At 67.9% G+C, this 15,261-nt stretch carries 15 protein-coding genes; 12 read left to right on the top strand and 3 right to left on the bottom strand.

The genetic code is table 11. The features are described 5' to 3' along the window. From H7I57_RS04015 to H7I57_RS04025, 3 genes are read left to right on the top strand one after another with little or no spacing between them, the layout of a single operon-like run. Positions 1-858, top strand: coding sequence for an LLM class F420-dependent oxidoreductase (locus tag H7I57_RS04015; protein WP_264022009.1), 858 nt, complete (start codon positions 1-3; stop codon positions 856-858). Positions 859-868: 10 nt separating this feature from the next. Next, positions 869-1,876 (top strand): dTDP-glucose 4,6-dehydratase, encoded by a 1,008-nt coding sequence (gene rfbB, locus H7I57_RS04020; protein ID WP_264022010.1) that lies wholly within the window; start codon positions 869-871, stop codon positions 1,874-1,876. Continuing rightward, complete coding sequence (locus H7I57_RS04025) at positions 1,873-2,487, top strand: dTDP-4-dehydrorhamnose 3,5-epimerase family protein (RefSeq protein ID WP_264022011.1); 615 nt, start codon at positions 1,873-1,875, stop codon at positions 2,485-2,487. The genes rfbB and H7I57_RS04025 overlap by 4 nt, the downstream gene beginning before the upstream one ends. Positions 2,488-2,497: 10 nt before the next feature. Here the strand turns inward: H7I57_RS04025 and H7I57_RS04030 are convergent, their stop codons facing one another. Beyond that, entirely contained in the window at positions 2,498-3,826 is a 1,329-nt protein-coding gene (locus tag H7I57_RS04030) for an HNH endonuclease signature motif containing protein (RefSeq protein WP_264022012.1), read from the bottom strand. A gap of 115 nt (positions 3,827-3,941) precedes the next feature. Here H7I57_RS04030 and H7I57_RS04035 point away from each other — a divergent pair, with 115 nt between their 5' ends. The 3 genes from H7I57_RS04035 to mmsB are packed head-to-tail and all read left to right on the top strand — an operon-like array spanning position 3,942 to position 7,540. Beyond that, on the top strand, positions 3,942-5,477 hold the full coding sequence (locus tag H7I57_RS04035) for a CoA-acylating methylmalonate-semialdehyde dehydrogenase (protein WP_264022013.1): 1,536 nt from the start codon (positions 3,942-3,944) through the stop codon (positions 5,475-5,477). 20 nt (positions 5,478-5,497) lie between these two features. Then, on the top strand, positions 5,498-6,655 hold the full coding sequence (locus H7I57_RS04040) for an acyl-CoA dehydrogenase family protein (RefSeq protein ID WP_264022112.1): 1,158 nt from the start codon (positions 5,498-5,500) through the stop codon (positions 6,653-6,655). 12 nt (positions 6,656-6,667) lie between these two features. Continuing rightward, complete coding sequence (gene mmsB, locus H7I57_RS04045; RefSeq protein WP_264022014.1) at positions 6,668-7,540, top strand: 3-hydroxyisobutyrate dehydrogenase; 873 nt, start codon at positions 6,668-6,670, stop codon at positions 7,538-7,540. Between the two features lie 6 nt (positions 7,541-7,546). On the opposite strand, the gene H7I57_RS04050 is transcribed toward mmsB, so the two are convergent. Both H7I57_RS04050 and H7I57_RS04055 read right to left on the bottom strand, forming a co-directional pair. After that, positions 7,547-8,134: a TetR/AcrR family transcriptional regulator gene (locus H7I57_RS04050; RefSeq protein WP_264022015.1), complete on the bottom strand. Its 588-nt coding sequence runs from the start codon at positions 8,132-8,134 to the stop codon at positions 7,547-7,549. A gap of 33 nt (positions 8,135-8,167) precedes the next feature. Next, entirely contained in the window at positions 8,168-8,929 is a 762-nt protein-coding gene (locus H7I57_RS04055; RefSeq protein ID WP_264022016.1) for an HAD family hydrolase, read from the bottom strand. A gap of 104 nt (positions 8,930-9,033) precedes the next feature. Here H7I57_RS04055 and H7I57_RS04060 point away from each other — a divergent pair, with 104 nt between their 5' ends. From H7I57_RS04060 to H7I57_RS04085, 6 genes are all read left to right on the top strand, one after another. Next, positions 9,034-9,735, top strand: a complete 702-nt coding sequence (locus H7I57_RS04060; RefSeq protein ID WP_264022017.1) for a response regulator — start codon at positions 9,034-9,036, stop codon at positions 9,733-9,735. After that, complete coding sequence (locus tag H7I57_RS04065) at positions 9,732-10,955, top strand: GAF domain-containing sensor histidine kinase (RefSeq protein WP_264022018.1); 1,224 nt, start codon at positions 9,732-9,734, stop codon at positions 10,953-10,955. Before H7I57_RS04060 ends, H7I57_RS04065 begins: the two co-directional genes overlap by 4 nt. A 119-nt stretch (positions 10,956-11,074) precedes the next feature. Next, complete coding sequence (locus tag H7I57_RS04070) at positions 11,075-13,483, top strand: nitric-oxide reductase large subunit (RefSeq protein ID WP_264022019.1); 2,409 nt, start codon at positions 11,075-11,077, stop codon at positions 13,481-13,483. Next, entirely contained in the window at positions 13,480-14,136 is a 657-nt protein-coding gene (locus tag H7I57_RS04075) for a hypothetical protein (protein ID WP_264022020.1), read from the top strand. Before H7I57_RS04070 ends, H7I57_RS04075 begins: the two co-directional genes overlap by 4 nt. After that, positions 14,133-14,957: an SPFH domain-containing protein gene (locus H7I57_RS04080; RefSeq protein ID WP_264022021.1), complete on the top strand. Its 825-nt coding sequence runs from the start codon at positions 14,133-14,135 to the stop codon at positions 14,955-14,957. The genes H7I57_RS04075 and H7I57_RS04080 overlap by 4 nt, the downstream gene beginning before the upstream one ends. Beyond that, positions 14,947-15,255 (top strand): hypothetical protein, encoded by a 309-nt coding sequence (locus H7I57_RS04085; RefSeq protein ID WP_264022022.1) that lies wholly within the window; start codon positions 14,947-14,949, stop codon positions 15,253-15,255. Before H7I57_RS04080 ends, H7I57_RS04085 begins: the two co-directional genes overlap by 11 nt. Positions 15,256-15,261: the final 6 nt, after the last annotated feature.

Raw genomic sequence — 15,261 nt, forward strand, 5'->3', positions numbered from 1 at the left:
ATGACCGAGTCCGATGGCCCATCGCTGAAACCCGCGCAGGGACGCTTCGGGGTGTGGACCGGCACGCCCGTCACCCCTGATCAGGCCGTCGAGATCGAGAGACTCGACTACGGCACGGTGTGGGTGGGTGCATCCCCCGCGGCCGACCTGGAGTTCGTCGAGCCGATCCTGGAGAAGACCGACACACTGCAGGTGGCTACCGGCATCGTGAACATCTGGACCGCTGATGCCGGCGAGGTGGCGAAGTCCTACCACCGGATCGAGAAGGCGTTTCCCGGCAGGTTCCTGCTGGGCGTCGGCGTCGGGCATCCCGAACACACCCAGGAATACCGCAAGCCCTACCAGGCGCTGGTGGAGTACCTCGACGCGCTGGACGCCGCGAAGGTGCCCACCAGCCGGATGGTCATCGCCGCGCTCGGACCGAAGGTGCTGCAACTCGCGGCGCAACGCAGCGCGGGTGCGCACCCGTACCTGACCACGCCGGTGCACACCGGCCAGGCACGCGAATTGCTCGGTCCGACAGTGTTTCTGGCGCCCGAACACAAGGTCGTGCTGACCGATGACGCCGAGCGCGCCCGCGAGATCGGCCGCGAGACCGTCGACTTCTACCTCGGGCTGTCGAACTACGTGAACAACTGGAAGAGGCTCGGCTTCACCGACGAGGACCTGGTCAGCCCCGGCAGCGACCGGTTCATCGACGCCGTCGTGGCCTACGGCACCCCCGACCAGATCGCCGAGCGGTTGACCGAACACCTCGCCGCGGGCGCCGACCACGTCGCCATCCAGGTGCTGGGTGGCCCCGACGAGTTGCTGTCCACCCTCGAGGAGCTGGCGGGACCGCTGGGATTGCCGGACTAAGGTCTGACCCATGCGGCTGCTGGTGACCGGCGGCGCCGGGTTCATCGGCGCGAACTTCGTGCACGCCACGCTCCGCGACCGCCCCGATGTCGCGGTGACCGTCCTCGACGCGATGACCTACGCGGGCAGCCGGGAGTCCCTGGCCCCGGTCGACGCGCAGATCCGGCTGGTGCAGGGGGACGTCACCGACACGGACCTGGTGGGCAAGCTCGTCGCCGAGTCCGATGCCGTCGTCCACTTCGCCGCCGAGACCCACGTCGACAACGCACTCGCCGACCCCGAACCGTTCGTGCGTTCCAACGTCCTCGGCACGTTCACCGTGCTCGAAGCGGTGCGGCACAGAAGTTCTCAGGCTGCCGTTCGGCTGCACCATGTGTCCACCGACGAGGTGTACGGCGATCTCGCCCTCGACGACCCCCAGCGGTTCACCGAAGCGAGCCCGTACAACCCGTCGAGCCCGTATTCGTCGACGAAGGCGGCCGCCGACATGCTGGTCCGTGCGTGGGTGCGGTCCTATCGCGTGCCGGCGACCATCTCGAACTGCTCCAACAACTACGGGCCCTATCAGCACGTGGAGAAGTTCATCCCGCGCCAGATCACCAACGTGCTGACCGGGCGGCGGCCCAAGCTCTACGGCAGCGGCGCCAACGTGCGCGACTGGATCCACGTCGAGGACCACAACCGCGCGGTGTGGCGCATCCTCGCCGACGGCGCCGTCGGCCGCACCTACCTGATCGGCGCCGACGGTGAGCGCGACAATCTGTCGGTGCTGCGCACCATCCTGCGGCTGATGGGCCGCGACAGTGACGATTTCGACCACGTCACCGACCGGGCGGGGCACGACCTGCGGTATGCCATCGATCCGTCGCCGCTGCGCGACGAACTCGGCTGGACGCCCGAGCGCACCGACTTCGAGGCCGGCCTTCGCGACACCATCGACTGGTACCGCGACAACGAAAGCTGGTGGGGCCCCGTCAAAGACGCGGTGGAGACGAAGTACCGGGAGCGGGAACGGTGAATGTGCGCGAGTTGACGGTCCCCGGCGCGTGGGAGATCACTCCCATCGTGCACACCGATTCCAGGGGCGCCTTCTTCGAGTGGTTCACCGACCCGGGGTTCACCGCGTTCGCCGGTCACCGGTTCGACCTGCGGCAGGCCAACTGCTCGGTGTCGCGGGCCGGCGTGCTCCGCGGTGTGCACTTCGCCCGGGTGCCCCCCGGGCAGGCCAAGTACGTGACGTGCGTGCGGGGCGCGGTGTTCGACGTCGTGGTCGACATCAGGGTCGGTTCGCCGACGTTCGGCCGGTGGGACGCGGTGACGCTCGACGAGACGTCGCGCAGGTCGGTGTACCTGGCCGAGGGGCTGGGCCATGCGTTCCTGGCACTGGAAGACGATTCGACGGTGACGTACCTGTGCTCGGCGGGCTACGACCCGGCGCGCGAACACACCGTCACCGCGCTCGACCCGGCGCTGGGCATCGCCTGGCCGCTGCCGGCGGCCGAACTGGTCATGTCCGAACGTGACCGTGCGGCACCGACTCTCGAGCAGGCACGCGACGACGGGCTGCTGCCCACCTGGGAGGCTGCCCGGGCGTTCGTGGCGTCACTCCGCGCCGCAGCACCCCGCTGACCCTTACGCACTACGGCCCTTGGTCGTCTTCGGGGAGTAGGTAGCGTTCCGGGTGGTGGTAGTTGTTGACCCGTCGCTGGCCGGTGTCGAGTGCTGGTGGGGGGAGCCATTCGGTGTCACCCTTGGCGTTCTTGCGGGTGGTCCAGCCGGTTTTCTCGATGAGCCGGTTGTCGGGTCCGCAGGCGAAGGTGAGGTCGTCGATGTTGGTGTGGCCGTCGTTCTTCCAATCGGTGACCGCGTGATGGACCTGGGCGTTGTAGCCACAGACAGTGCAGCCCGGTCGCGTGCAGCCCCGGTCGCGGGCATGCAACACGATTCGCTGCGCCGCAGACGCCAGCCGCTTCGTGCGGCCCAAATACAGCGACTCGCTGGTGTGCTTGTCGTAGATGTACAGGTAGTGATGCGCACGGGCGGCCATCCGGATCAGCGTCGGGATCGGCAACCGGGTGCCGCCGCCGGTGACCGCCAGCCCGGCACCCTTCTCCAGGTCCTGCAGGGTGGTCGACACGATCACCGTGACAGGTAGCCCGTTGTGTTTGCCCAGATCTCCAGACATCAACGCCATCTGTCCCATCGCGACCAGCGCGTCGTGGTTGCGCTGAGCCTGGGTGCGCAGATCCGGGCCTGCGGTCTCGGCTTCGGGCAGGCTCATGCCCGGTGCGGCCAACTTCGCCAGCACCGCCTCGACCACCGCCCGCGCTTCGGCGGTCAGGGTTCCCCTGACCCCGCAGGTCCCGTCGCGTCGCTGCGGACCCAACGTCAAGCCCCGTCTACGCGCCTGCTCCTTGTCCGACGGTTCGGGGCCGTCCTGGTCGATCATCATCAACAACTGCCCCGCGGCTGCGTCCAACTCCGCAGGCCCTACTCCGGCGGCCAACTGCGCCAGTTGGGTGTCGGCGACCTCACGGGTCCCGACATCCACCCACGACGGCAGGTCCTTGTGGAACTTGGCGATGATCTCGACATGCTCGCCCCCGATCAATCCGGCGGCCTGAGCAGCGGCGGTGGCTTCCCACAACGGCGCCAACACCTGCCCGGTCATCGCGCGGCGCGGCCCCAGATTTGCGGCCCGCTCCAGACGAGCGCCGGCGTCTTTCGTCGAGATCCGCAACGCCGTGGCGAGCACCTTCTTCCACGACGACTCACCCAGCGCGCTGGGTTCGGTCTCGGCCGTCAGCCGATTCAGAATCCGATGCTCGAGCGCCGGCACCGACCACACCGCCGCGGTCAACTCCGAGAGCAGATAGACCAGCTCGCGATGGCTCAGCTCGTCACACATCTCGCCCAGCACGGCGAGCTGCGACTTGATCGCCTCGATCGCGCTGGACACCTCACCCATACATCGAACACTAGTTCGAACCACCGACATTTAGGCCCGCCTGACGGCCCTTGCCAAGACGCCTTTGGCATTACTAGGATATGCAAGTATCTATGCGGCGAGAGGACTGGCTCAAATGACTTCAACGACGGGTAACACCCGGATTCCCCACTTCATCGACGGCAAGCGCACCGAGCTGGAATCCAGCCGCACGGCCGATGTGCTCAACCCCAGCACCGGCGAGGTCCAGGCGGAGGTCGTGCTGGCCAGCGCGGCCGACGTCGACACCGCGGTCGCCAAGGCCGTGCTGGCGCAGAAGGAGTGGGCCGCCTGGAATCCGCAGCGCCGTGCCCGGGTGATGATGAAGTTCATCGACCTGGTCAACCAGAACATCGACGAGCTCGCCGAGCTGCTCAGCCTGGAGCACGGCAAGACCGTGCCCGACTCCAAGGGCGACATCCAGCGTGGCATCGAGGTCATCGAGTTCGCCATCGGGATTCCGCACCTGCTCAAGGGTGAGTTCACCGAGGGCGCGGGCGGCGGCATCGACGTGTACTCGATCCGGCAACCGCTCGGCGTGGTCGCCGGCATCACACCGTTCAACTTCCCGGCGATGATCCCGCTGTGGAAGGCCGGCCCGGCGCTGGCGTGCGGCAACGCCTTCATTCTCAAGCCTTCTGAGCGCGACCCGTCGGTGCCGGTGCGCCTGGCCGAACTGTTCCTGCAGGCCGGTCTGCCCGCCGGGGTCTTCCAGGTCGTCCAGGGCGACAAGGAGGCCGTCGACGCGCTGCTGGACCATCCGGACATCCAGGCCTACGGCTTCGTCGGCAGTTCCGATATCGCGCAGTACATCTACGCCCGTGCCGCGGCCAACGGCAAGCGCGCGCAGTGCTTCGGCGGCGCCAAGAACCACATGATCGTGATGCCCGACTCCGACCTCGACCAGGCCATCGATGCCCTGGTCGGCGCGGGCTACGGGAGCGCCGGCGAGCGCTGCATGGCGATTTCGGTGGCGGTTGCGGTCGGTGAGGAGACCGCGAACCGGTTGCGCGCCCGACTCGCCGAGCGGGTCGAGCACCTTCGGGTCGGGCACAGCCTGGACCCCAAGGCCGACTACGGGCCGCTGGTCACCGAGGCCGCTCTCGACCGGGTGCGCGGCTACATCGACGCCGGCGTGGCGGCCGGGGCCGAACTCGTGGTCGACGGCCGGGACAAGGGCAGCGACGAACTCACCTTCGACGACACCAGCCTGGAGAAGGGCTTCTTCATCGGCCCCTCGCTGTTCGACCACGTCACCACCGACATGTCGATCTACACCGACGAGATCTTCGGGCCGGTGGTGTGCATCGTGCGGGTCAAGGACTACGAGGAGGCGCTGCGCCTGCCCAACGAGCACGAGTACGGCAACGGCGTGTCCATCTTCACCCGAGACGGCGACGCCGCACGGGATTTCGTGTCGCGGGTTCAGGTCGGCATGGTGGGCGTCAACGTCCCGATCCCGGTACCCGTGGCCTACCACACCTTCGGCGGCTGGAAGCGGTCCGGCTTCGGTGACCTCAACCAGCACGGGCCCGCGTCGATCCAGTTCTACACCAAGGTCAAGACCGTCACCGAGCGCTGGCCGTCGGGAATCAAGGATGGCGCCGAGTTCGTCATCCCCACCATGAAGTGAGCTGAAGTCCTCCGATGACCCTGTTCGAGATGGACGACGACGAGCGAGTCATCGTCGAGACGGCGGCGGCGTTCGCTGCGAAACGCCTTGCACCGCAAGCCCTTGACTGGGACGCCGCCAAGCACTTCCCCGTCGACGCGCTTCGTGCGTCCGCCGAACTGGGCATCGCGGCGATCTACTGCTCGGAGGAGGTCGGCGGCAGTGGGCTGCGCCGCCTCGACGCGGTGCGGATCTTCGAGGAGCTGTCGGCGGCCGACCCGACGATCGCGTCGTTCATCTCGATTCACAACATGTGCGCCTGGATGATCGACAGCTACGGCACGCCGGAACAACGCAAGACGTGGGTGCCGCGACTGGCAACGATGGACGCGATCGCCAGCTACTGCCTGACCGAGCCGGGGGCAGGGTCGGACGCGTCCGCGCTGCGGACCCGCGCGGTCCGGGACGGATCGGATTTCGTGCTCGACGGCGTCAAGCAGTTCATCTCCGGCGCGGGGGTGTCCGACGTCTACGTGGTGATGGCGCGCACCGGCGGCGAGGGTCCCCGGGGCATCTCCGCGTTCGTGGTCGAAAAGGGAACGCCCGGACTGAGTTTCGGTGCCAACGAGGCCAAGATGGGCTGGAACGCGCAGCCCACCGCCCAGGTGATCTTCGACAAGGTGCGGGTGCCCGCCGATGCGATGCTCGGCGGCCCCGAGGGCGAGGGCACCGGGTTCGGCATCGCGATGAACGGACTCAATGGCGGCCGCATCAACATCGCCGCGTGCTCGCTGGGCGGCGCGCGGACCGCCTACGAGAAGGCCGCGGCGTACGTCCGTGACCGGGAGGCATTCGGTGGCTCTCTCCTCGACGAGCCCACCGTCCGGTTCACCCTCGCCGACATGGCCACCACTTTGGAGACGTCGCGAGTCCTGTTGTGGCGGGCCGCATCCGCGCTCGATGCCGACGACCCCGACAAGGTCAAACTGTGCGCGATGGCGAAGCGCTACGTCACCGACACCTGCTTCGACGTCGCCGACCAGGCCCTTCAGTTGCACGGCGGCTACGGCTACCTCAACGAGTACGGGCTGGAGAAGATCGTCCGGGATCTGCGGGTGCACCGAATCCTGGAGGGCACCAACGAAATCATGCGCGTGGTGATCGGCCGCGCGATCGCGGGCCGAGCACGCGCGTCCTGACGGGAGAATTCAATGACGACTGTCGCGTTCTTGGGACTGGGCAACATGGGCGGCCCGATGGCCGCCAACCTCGTTGCCGCCGGCCACACCGTGCGGGGCTTCGACCCAGTGACCACGCTGCGGGACGCTGCCGCGGAGAAGGGTGCGGCGGTGTACAGCAGCGGCGCGGAAGCCGTCGCCGGTGCCGACGTGGTGATCACCTCGCTGCCCAACGGCGCGGTGGTCAAGGCCTGCTACGCCGAGGTCCTGCCCGCCGCCAAGAAGGGCGCCCTGCTGATCGACACGTCGACGATCTCCGTCGACGACGCCCGTGAGATCCACCAGCAGGCGGTCACGGCCGGGCTGGCCCAGATCGACGCGCCGGTCTCGGGCGGCATCAAGGGGGCGACCGCGGGCACGCTGGCCTTCATGGTCGGCGGCGAGGACGCCGATGTCGAGCGGGCCAGGCCCGCACTGGAACCGATGGCGGGCAAGATCATTCACTGCGGAGCAACGGGCGCAGGGCAGGCCGCCAAGCTGTGCAACAACATGGTGCTGGCGGTGCAGCAGATCGCGATCGGCGAGGCGTTCGTGCTCGCCGAAAAGCTCGGTCTGCCCGCCCAGTCACTCTTCGACGTGATCACCGGCGCCACCGGCAACTGCTGGGCGGTGCACACCAATTGCCCGGTGCCGGGGCCCGTCCCGACATCTCCGGCCAACAACGATTTCAAGCCCGGCTTCGCGACGGCGTTGATGAACAAGGACCTCGGCCTGGCGATGGCCGCGGTGACCTCGACGGGATCCTCGGCACCTCTGGGCACCCACGCCGCCGAGATCTACGCCGAGTTCAACGTCGACAACGCCGGCAAGGACTTCAGCGCGGTCATCGAGATGCTGCGCGACTGACTCCTGTCACTCGGGGTCGTCGCCGGAAATTCCCTCGGAGATCGGCCCGAGCAGCAGTTGGCGGATCACGGGCCGGGCGAAACGGATCAATTCGTCATGGCCGAGGTTCGCGACCGCGGGAATGGCGAGCACGTAGCGCGTCGTGGCCAAACCGATCACGAACGCACCCATCAAGCCGGCGCGCTGCGCCGGATGGTCGCGCGTGACGGTGGCAAGAACCGGCGCCACCTGGGTGGCGAACACCTGCCGCATCGTCTTCGCGGCCGACTCGCTGGTCATCGCGGCCCGCAGCAGGGCGAGGAACGTGGTGTCGTGTTCCCACACGGCGAAGAAGCGGGACAGCAAGACATCGGCGACGTCGTCGGCGGCGACCGCGCTCAGGTCGGGGAAATCGATCGTGAACTCTGCGGCCTCGGCGAACAGGTCCTGCTTGCTTCCGAAGTACCGGATGATCAGTGCCGGATCCACGCCGACGTCGGCGGCCACGGCGCGCAGCGTGGTGCGTTGATAACCGTCGGATCCGAAACGCCGCCGAGCCGCCACGAGGATGTCGGCGCGCGTCTGCGGTGCGTTGCGCGCACGGCCCGAACTCATCCGGTGAGAATAGGCGGTGCCGGTTCCGGCGTACTACGCAGCGGACGGCCTGCTGGTCACCAGCCACTTGTCGTGCACGCGCTGGCAGTCCGCCACCCGAAGGGGCGTATCGACGGTGTCGTCGCCGTCGATCAGCACCGTCGCCAGACCGGCGGCGGCAGCCTTGCGTTGATTCGCCTGCGACCCCACGAACGCGAGTGAATCCTGGGCCGGAGCCCCGAGATCGGCCAGGGCGGCCCGGTAGAGGTTCGCCCCGGGCGCATCGTCGGCAGTGACGATCGTGCTCACGATTCCCTCACCGACCAACTGGCGCACCAGCGGTTCGACCCAGGAGTGCCTGCCGCTGCTCACCACCCCGATCGCGATCCCTGCGCCGAAAGCCTCGGTGATGAGGTCGACCAGGCCCGTCCGCGGTGCGATGTCGGCGTCGAGGATCGTCTCGTCGATGATCATCTCCTTGGCCGCACAGACCTCGTCGACCAGCAATTCGGCGAGCACGTCGCATTCCGAGCTCACGCCACGCTTCCGCAGCTCTGCGGCGACGCGCCGGCGTTCGTCACACAGCGCCTGCAATTGCCGGTAACGCGCGGCCGTCCACTCGATGTCCAATCCGAGTTGCTTGAAGGCCGCGTTGAAGGCGGGACGGTGGCCCGCCGACTCGATGTCCGCGAGGGCGTCGAGGTCGAAGACCACCGCGCCCAGTGCCTTCAAGGGCTGCGCTTCCACGTCGCTGGACGCAGGCCAGTCCCACCAGAATCGACCGGCTCGCCATGTTCTCTGCTGTGTCGGCTGCACAGATGAATGGTGGCGCAGGTCACACCGGCCGCACCTCCCCCATTAGGGGGATTCATCGCGCCATCTTGCGCGGGCGGGGCGACTACCGGCCCTAAGGTGGGGAAATGGTCGGCGGGCAGCGGAGCGACCCGGGGATCCAGACCGGCGACGCAGCGGGGCCGGTGCGAATCGTCCTGGTCGACGACCACGAGATGGTCATCGAGGGACTCAAGGCGATGCTGGCCGCATTCGCCAACCGGGTCACCGTGGTCGGCCAGGCCGTCGGCGCCGATCATGTCCTCGGCGTCGTCGGCGATCTCGACCCGGACATCGTGCTGTGCGATGTCCGGATGCAGGGTTCCAGCGGCCTGGACGTGTGCCAGCAGCTGCGGGCGCGCGACCCCGACCGCAAGGTCGTGATGCTGTCGGTCTACGACGACGAGCAGTACCTCTTCCAGGCGTTCCGGGTCGGGGCCGCCGGCTATCTGCTCAAGAGCATCAGCAGCGAGGAGTTGGTGCGTCAACTCGAACTCGTGCGCCGCGGCGAGACCGCGATCGATCCCGGCATGGCGGCCCGGGCGGTGGACACGGCGGCGCGCCTGCAGCGCGACGAGTTCTGGCCCGGCGCCCGCCAGGGCCTCACGCAGCGGGAGAGCGAGATCCTGTCGTTCGTCGTCAACGGCCTGTCCAACCGCGCGATCGCGACCAAGCTGGTGATCGGCGACGAGACCGTCAAGACGCACCTGAGCTCGATATACCGCAAGCTCGGGGTCAGCGACCGCACCGGCGCGGTCGCGATGGCGTTACGCGAAGGCATCTACAAATGAGCCCCTCGTCGCGGCCGTTGCTGGCCGCCGACCGTGAGCTCGCACTGCTGCGGGAGCTGATCCAGGCGGCGTCCAGCGGCCCCGGCGTCGAACCCCTGGCCGCGGCGGCCGCGCGGATGATCACCGCCGCCACCGACAGCGACGTGTGCTTCGTCCACGTGCTCGACGACACCGAACGGTCGCTGACGCTTGCCGGCGCGACACCACCGTTCGACGCCGAGGTCGGCAAGATCAGGCTGCCGCTGGGGCAGGGAATCTCGGGCTGGGTGGCGAGCAACCGGGAACCGGTGGTGATCAGCCACGACAAGGAGTCCGACCCCCGGTACCTGCCGTTCCAGTCGCTGCGCGGGCGGGACTTCACGTCGATGGTGTCGGTGCCGATGGAGACGGACCCCGGCGGCCTTGTCGGGGTGCTCAACGTGCACACCGTCGCCCGGCGTGACTTCGGCGACCAAGACGTCGAGCTGCTGCTGGTCATCGGCAGGCTGATCGCGGGCGCCATGCACCAGGCGCGCCTGCACCGCCAGCTGGTGGCCCGCGAACGCGCACACGAGAACTTCGTCGAGCAGGTCATCGAGGCCCAGGAACTGGAGCGCAGGCGGCTGGCCGGAGACATCCACGACGGCATCTCGCAGCGGCTGGTCACGCTGTCCTACCGCCTCGACGCGGCCGCGCAGGCCGTCGACGACCGGGTCGCGCTGACCGAGCAACTCGACCGTGCGCGGGAGCTGGCCCAGCTGACGTTGCAGGAGGCCCGTGCCGCCATCAGTGGTCTGCGGCCACCCGTGCTCGACGATCTCGGGTTGTCCGGCGGTCTCGCGAGCCTGGCGCGGTCGATCCCCCAGGTCCACATCGATTTGAAAATCGACACCGACCTGGCCGACACGCGGCTGCCCGACCACATCGAGCTCGCGTTGTACCGCATCGCGCAGGAGTGCCTGCAGAACGTCGTCAAACATGCCAAGGCGACGCGCGCGAAGCTGACGTTCGCGATGGAACGGGGTGACCACGGCGAGGTCGCCAGGCTCGAGATCGTCGACGACGGAATCGGTTTCGATACGTTGGAGCATCCACTGGGCAGCGACGAGATGGGCGGCTACGGCCTGTTGTCGATGGCCGAGCGCGCCGAGATCGTCGGCGGCAGGCTCAACATCCGGTCGCGACCGGGCACCGGCACCGCGGTGACCGCGACCATCCCGGTGCCGTCGGCCACCCGCTGATCCCGGCGCCGCCACTCCTGCGACTCGAAACGGCGACAATGCGCACCCGCAGGCCCGAGTTTCGATACGTTGACAGGCGAACGCTGCAGTTGTGAATTCCAGTCACCGGGGGGCGTGGCATGACCGAGCAGTCTTTCATCCCGAACACCAGCAAGGCCGAACTCGCGATCTCCAAGGGCTGGGTCCAGGGTGTGGCCCTGGTCATGGTCTTCGGCTTCACGATCATGGGGATTCTCGCCTATCGCACGTATTCCGACTCGATGCCGCTGCCGCAGCAGGTGGTCGGCCCCGACGGCCAGGCCCTCTACACCGAGCAGCAGGTCACGTCGGGCCAGCAGATCTTCCTGCGTCGAGGGCTGCAGCAATACGGCTCGGTGATGGGTCACGGCGGCTATCTGGGGCCGGATTACACGGCGGAGTATCTGCGGCTGTCCGCCGACCACGTCGGCGAGGAGTTGCGCAGTTCGGGCGCGATGGATCCGACCGCAGCCGTCGTGGCGATGATGCGGACCAACCGCTACGACGAGGGAAGCGGCACACTGCAGTTCACCGCCGAGCAGGTGAGCGCCTTCGAAGACATCCGCGCCTACTACGCCGACTTCTTCGGCACCAAGACGACGGAGTACGGGCTCCTGCCCGAGCTCATCACCGACCCGCAGGACATCCACGACCTCACGGCCTTCTTCAGCTGGACCGCGTGGGCCAGCGCCGCGGAGCGCGAGGGTCGTGAGTACTCGTACACCAACAACTGGCCGCCTGAGCAGCGCGTGGCCAACGGGCCCACGGCCGACATCCTCGTCTGGTCGGCGATGTCGCTCATCGCCCTGCTCGCCGGGCTCGGGGCGCTGTTCGCTCTCTATGGCCGGTGGAGCCGCAAGATCGGCTGGCACGCCGCCGAGACTCCAACGCTGGCTTTCCGGCAACCGGGCGAGGTCGCGATCACGCCGTCGCAGCGGGCCACCGGCTGGTTCTTCCTCGTCGTCGCCGTGCTCTTCCTCGGCCAGGCGGTGTTGGGCGGCGCCATCGAGCACTACCGCGCCGAGCTGAGCAATTTCTTCGGATTCGATCTGGCGCAGATCCTGCCGTTCAACCTGGCCCGCACCTGGCATGTGCAGTTGTCGCTGTTGTGGACTGCGGCATCGTTTCTCGCCGCGGGCATCTTCCTCGCCCCGATCATCTCCGGCCGCGAACCCAGGCGGCAGTCGTGGCTGACGTTCGGCCTGCTCGGTGCGCTGGCCGTGGTCGTCGTCGGCACGCTGGTCGGAACGGCGCTGAGCACCTTCGGCGTGGAGTGGGCCGAGGGGTCGATCTTCTTCGACCAGCAGTGGGAGTACCTCGACCTGCCGAGGTTCTGGCAGATCCTGCTCGTCGTCGGACTGTTCCTCTGGATGGCGATCATCTACCGCTCGATCAGGTCGCGCCTGAAGACCGAGAGCAAGCTCAACATGCCCTGGCTGTTCTTCTACGCCGGCCTGGCCATCCCCGCGTTCTACGCGGTCGGCATGCTCGCGGGCACCGAGACACATCTGACCGTCGCCGAGTTCTGGCGGTTCTGGGTGGTGCATCTGTGGGTCGAGGACTTCCTCGAACTGTTCACCACGGTCATGGTCGCCTACATCTTCGTGATGCTGGGCGTGGTGCGCCGCAAGATCGCCATCCAGCTCATCTTCCTGGACGTCATCCTCTACTCGGTCGGTGGCGTGCTCGGCACGATGCACCACCTGTACTTCTCCGGTACGCCGGTGGAGCACATGGCTCTCGGTGCGTTCTTCTCCGCGCTGGAAGTGATCCCGCTGACCTTCCTCACCGTGGAGGCATGGACCTTCCTGCAACTCGGCTCCAGGCAACAGTCGCGCAGCAGCGCACCGTTCCCGCACCGGTGGGCGGTCATGTTCCTGGTCGCCGTGGGCTTCTGGAACTTCGTCGGGGCGGGGATCTTCGGCTTCTTGATCAACCTGCCGATCGTGTCCTACTACCAGATCGGCACGGCGCTGACCGCCAACCACGCGCACGGTGCGATGATGGGCGTGTACGGGATGCTCGCTGTCGGGCTGGCGCTCTTCGCGCTTCGCTACCTCATTCCGCCGCAGCGCTGGCCGGAGAAGTTGGCGAAGCTGTCCTTCTGGTCGCTCAACATCGGTCTGGCCTGGATGGTCTTCGCCACCCTGTTGCCGCTCGGCGTTCTGCAGCTGTGGCACTCGGTCAACGACGGGTACTACGAGGCGCGGACGCTGGGCTACATCGCCCAACCGGGCAATGTGGTGCTCGAATGGTTGCGGATGCCAGGCGATTTCGTGTTCATCATCGGCGGCGTCCTGCCGTTCGTGTGGATCGCGTGGCTGGGGGTGCGCTACGCGATCAAGGCGACCACGCACACGCTGCCCGCCGAGACCCTCTTCGTCGAGGAGCACGCGGAAGCGGAGGAAGACCGCACGGGGTTGGCCGCGTCCGACAGCGGCACGCCGTCGCGCTACGCCTCCGATCGCCGCCCGATGCCGAATGATGCTGCGCCGGGGGACAGTTCATGATCTCCGGGGTGGCCATCGGCTCGTGGCTGGCGATCGGGTATGCCGCACTTCTGGTACTCATCGCCTACGGCATCGACACGTTCGCCCGGCGCTCGGCGGCGAAGGTGGAGCAACACCGGTCGGGTCCGTTCGTCTACCACGAGGACCACGACGCGTGGCAATGCCCGCAGGATCAGTGGTTGTGGCCGACGTCGTTCGATCCCGACAACCGGGTGATGCGCTACCGCGGCAGCCCCGCGGTCTGCAATGCCTGCCCGGTGAAGCACACCTGCACCACGTCGCACGACGGCCGTGAGGTCAGCAAGTCGATCGACAGTTGGCCGGCGTCGGAGGCGGCGCGCTTCCACCGCGGGATCGCGTGCGCGGTCACCGTCATCGCGGTGCTGTGGCCGCTGGCCATGGCACTCGGCGCCGAAGCCGTACCGGAGGCACTGCTGTTGGTGGGGTGCGCGTTGGCGGTCGGCCTGGTGTCGTTGCCGCTGTGGTCTCATCTGCGCCGCACCCCCGCGGTGCCCGTCGGTGTGGTGTTCCACTCGCTCGACCAGAACCTCGAAGAGCGAAAGCGACTGGCCGAGGCTCAGATTCGGCGTCGCAGCTCCTACGCCTCCGACCGTCGACCCGAGACCGCGGACCGGAAGGGCAAAACGCTGTGACGGGTGTCTGGGTGCTGGTTGCCGCCGTCGTGCTGCTGGCGCTGGCGATCGGGTCGCTGCGCGTCGTCCGGGAGTACGAGCGGGGCGTGGCGTTCCGTCTCGGCCGGTTGCGCGGACCCCTCGGCCCCGGGGTCGTCCTCGTCCTGCCCGGCGTCGACAGGCTCGTCCGTGTTCAACTGCGCACGGTGACGTTGACCATTCCCCCGCAGGAGGTCATCACCCGCGACAACGTGACGGCCCGCGTCAATGCCGTCGTGCTGTTCCGGGTGGTCGATCCCGTCAAGTCGGTGATGACCGTGGAGAACTACGCCGTCGCCACCTCCCAGATCGCCCAGACCACCCTGCGTTCGGTGGTGGGGCGCGCGGACCTCGACACCCTGCTGGCGCACCGCGCCGATCTCAACGAGGACCTGGCCGCCTCGATCGCGAACCAGACGCAGCCCTGGGGTGTGGAGGTCGAGGTCGTCGAGATCAAGGACGTCGAGATTCCCGAGATGATGCAGCGCGCGATGGCCCGCGAGGCCGAGGCGGAGCGGGAGCGGCGGGCGAAGGTGATCAGCGCGCGCGGCGAACTGCAGGCGTCTGCGGAACTGCGGGACGCGGCGATCACGCTCAGCGAGAGCCCGGCGTCCCTGCAACTGCGCTATCTGCAGACGCTGCTCGAGCTCGGCGCCGACCAGAACTCCACGGTCGTCTTCCCGATCCCGGTGGACCTGGTCCGCCCCTTCCTCGAGGGCGGGCTACGGCGGCGCGCCGACGAACCCGACGGTCCCGCCGATGCCGTCCCGCACATCAGGAGGGTGAGATCCGATGACCAGTAACGAGATCGACGTTCCGGAGCCCGGCCGCCGGGTAGTGCTCGAATCCACCCCGCCGGGGCTGTGGCTCGCACTGCTCGGCGGGGCGCTCGCCGTGCTCGCGCCGCTGCTCGGCTTCCTGGTCGGCAGCGTCTTCGGAGTCGGCGAGACGACCGACTCCGTGGACCCGATGTTCCTGTCGTTGTTCATCGGCATCGTCGTCGGCGGCGTCGGGGTGCTGGTGGCGCTTGCCGGCGTCAACCGACTGTGGAAGCACTCGCGGAACGCGGACGCTGCAGATGAGGATTCCCGCCTGCGGTAGGCGGTG

It is taken from the genome of Mycolicibacterium pyrenivorans (assembly GCF_025821625.1).
GTDB lineage: Bacteria > Actinomycetota > Actinomycetes > Mycobacteriales > Mycobacteriaceae > Mycobacterium > Mycobacterium pyrenivorans.

Coding starts and splice junctions, on each gene's coding strand:
- H7I57_RS04075 (WP_264022020.1), top strand. CDS start 13,480: ATGATCTCCGGGGTGGCCATCGGCTCGTGGCTGGCGATCGGGTATGCC.
- H7I57_RS04070 (WP_264022019.1), top strand. CDS start 11,075: ATGACCGAGCAGTCTTTCATCCCGAACACCAGCAAGGCCGAACTCGCG.
- H7I57_RS04065 (WP_264022018.1), top strand. CDS start 9,732: ATGAGCCCCTCGTCGCGGCCGTTGCTGGCCGCCGACCGTGAGCTCGCA.
- mmsB (WP_264022014.1), top strand. CDS start 6,668: ATGACGACTGTCGCGTTCTTGGGACTGGGCAACATGGGCGGCCCGATG.
- H7I57_RS04050 (WP_264022015.1), bottom strand. CDS start 8,134: ATGAGTTCGGGCCGTGCGCGCAACGCACCGCAGACGCGCGCCGACATC.
- H7I57_RS04015 (WP_264022009.1), top strand. CDS start 1: ATGACCGAGTCCGATGGCCCATCGCTGAAACCCGCGCAGGGACGCTTC.
- rfbB (WP_264022010.1), top strand. CDS start 869: ATGCGGCTGCTGGTGACCGGCGGCGCCGGGTTCATCGGCGCGAACTTC.
- H7I57_RS04085 (WP_264022022.1), top strand. CDS start 14,947: ATGACCAGTAACGAGATCGACGTTCCGGAGCCCGGCCGCCGGGTAGTG.
- H7I57_RS04030 (WP_264022012.1), bottom strand. CDS start 3,826: ATGGGTGAGGTGTCCAGCGCGATCGAGGCGATCAAGTCGCAGCTCGCC.
- H7I57_RS04035 (WP_264022013.1), top strand. CDS start 3,942: ATGACTTCAACGACGGGTAACACCCGGATTCCCCACTTCATCGACGGC.
- H7I57_RS04060 (WP_264022017.1), top strand. CDS start 9,034: ATGGTCGGCGGGCAGCGGAGCGACCCGGGGATCCAGACCGGCGACGCA.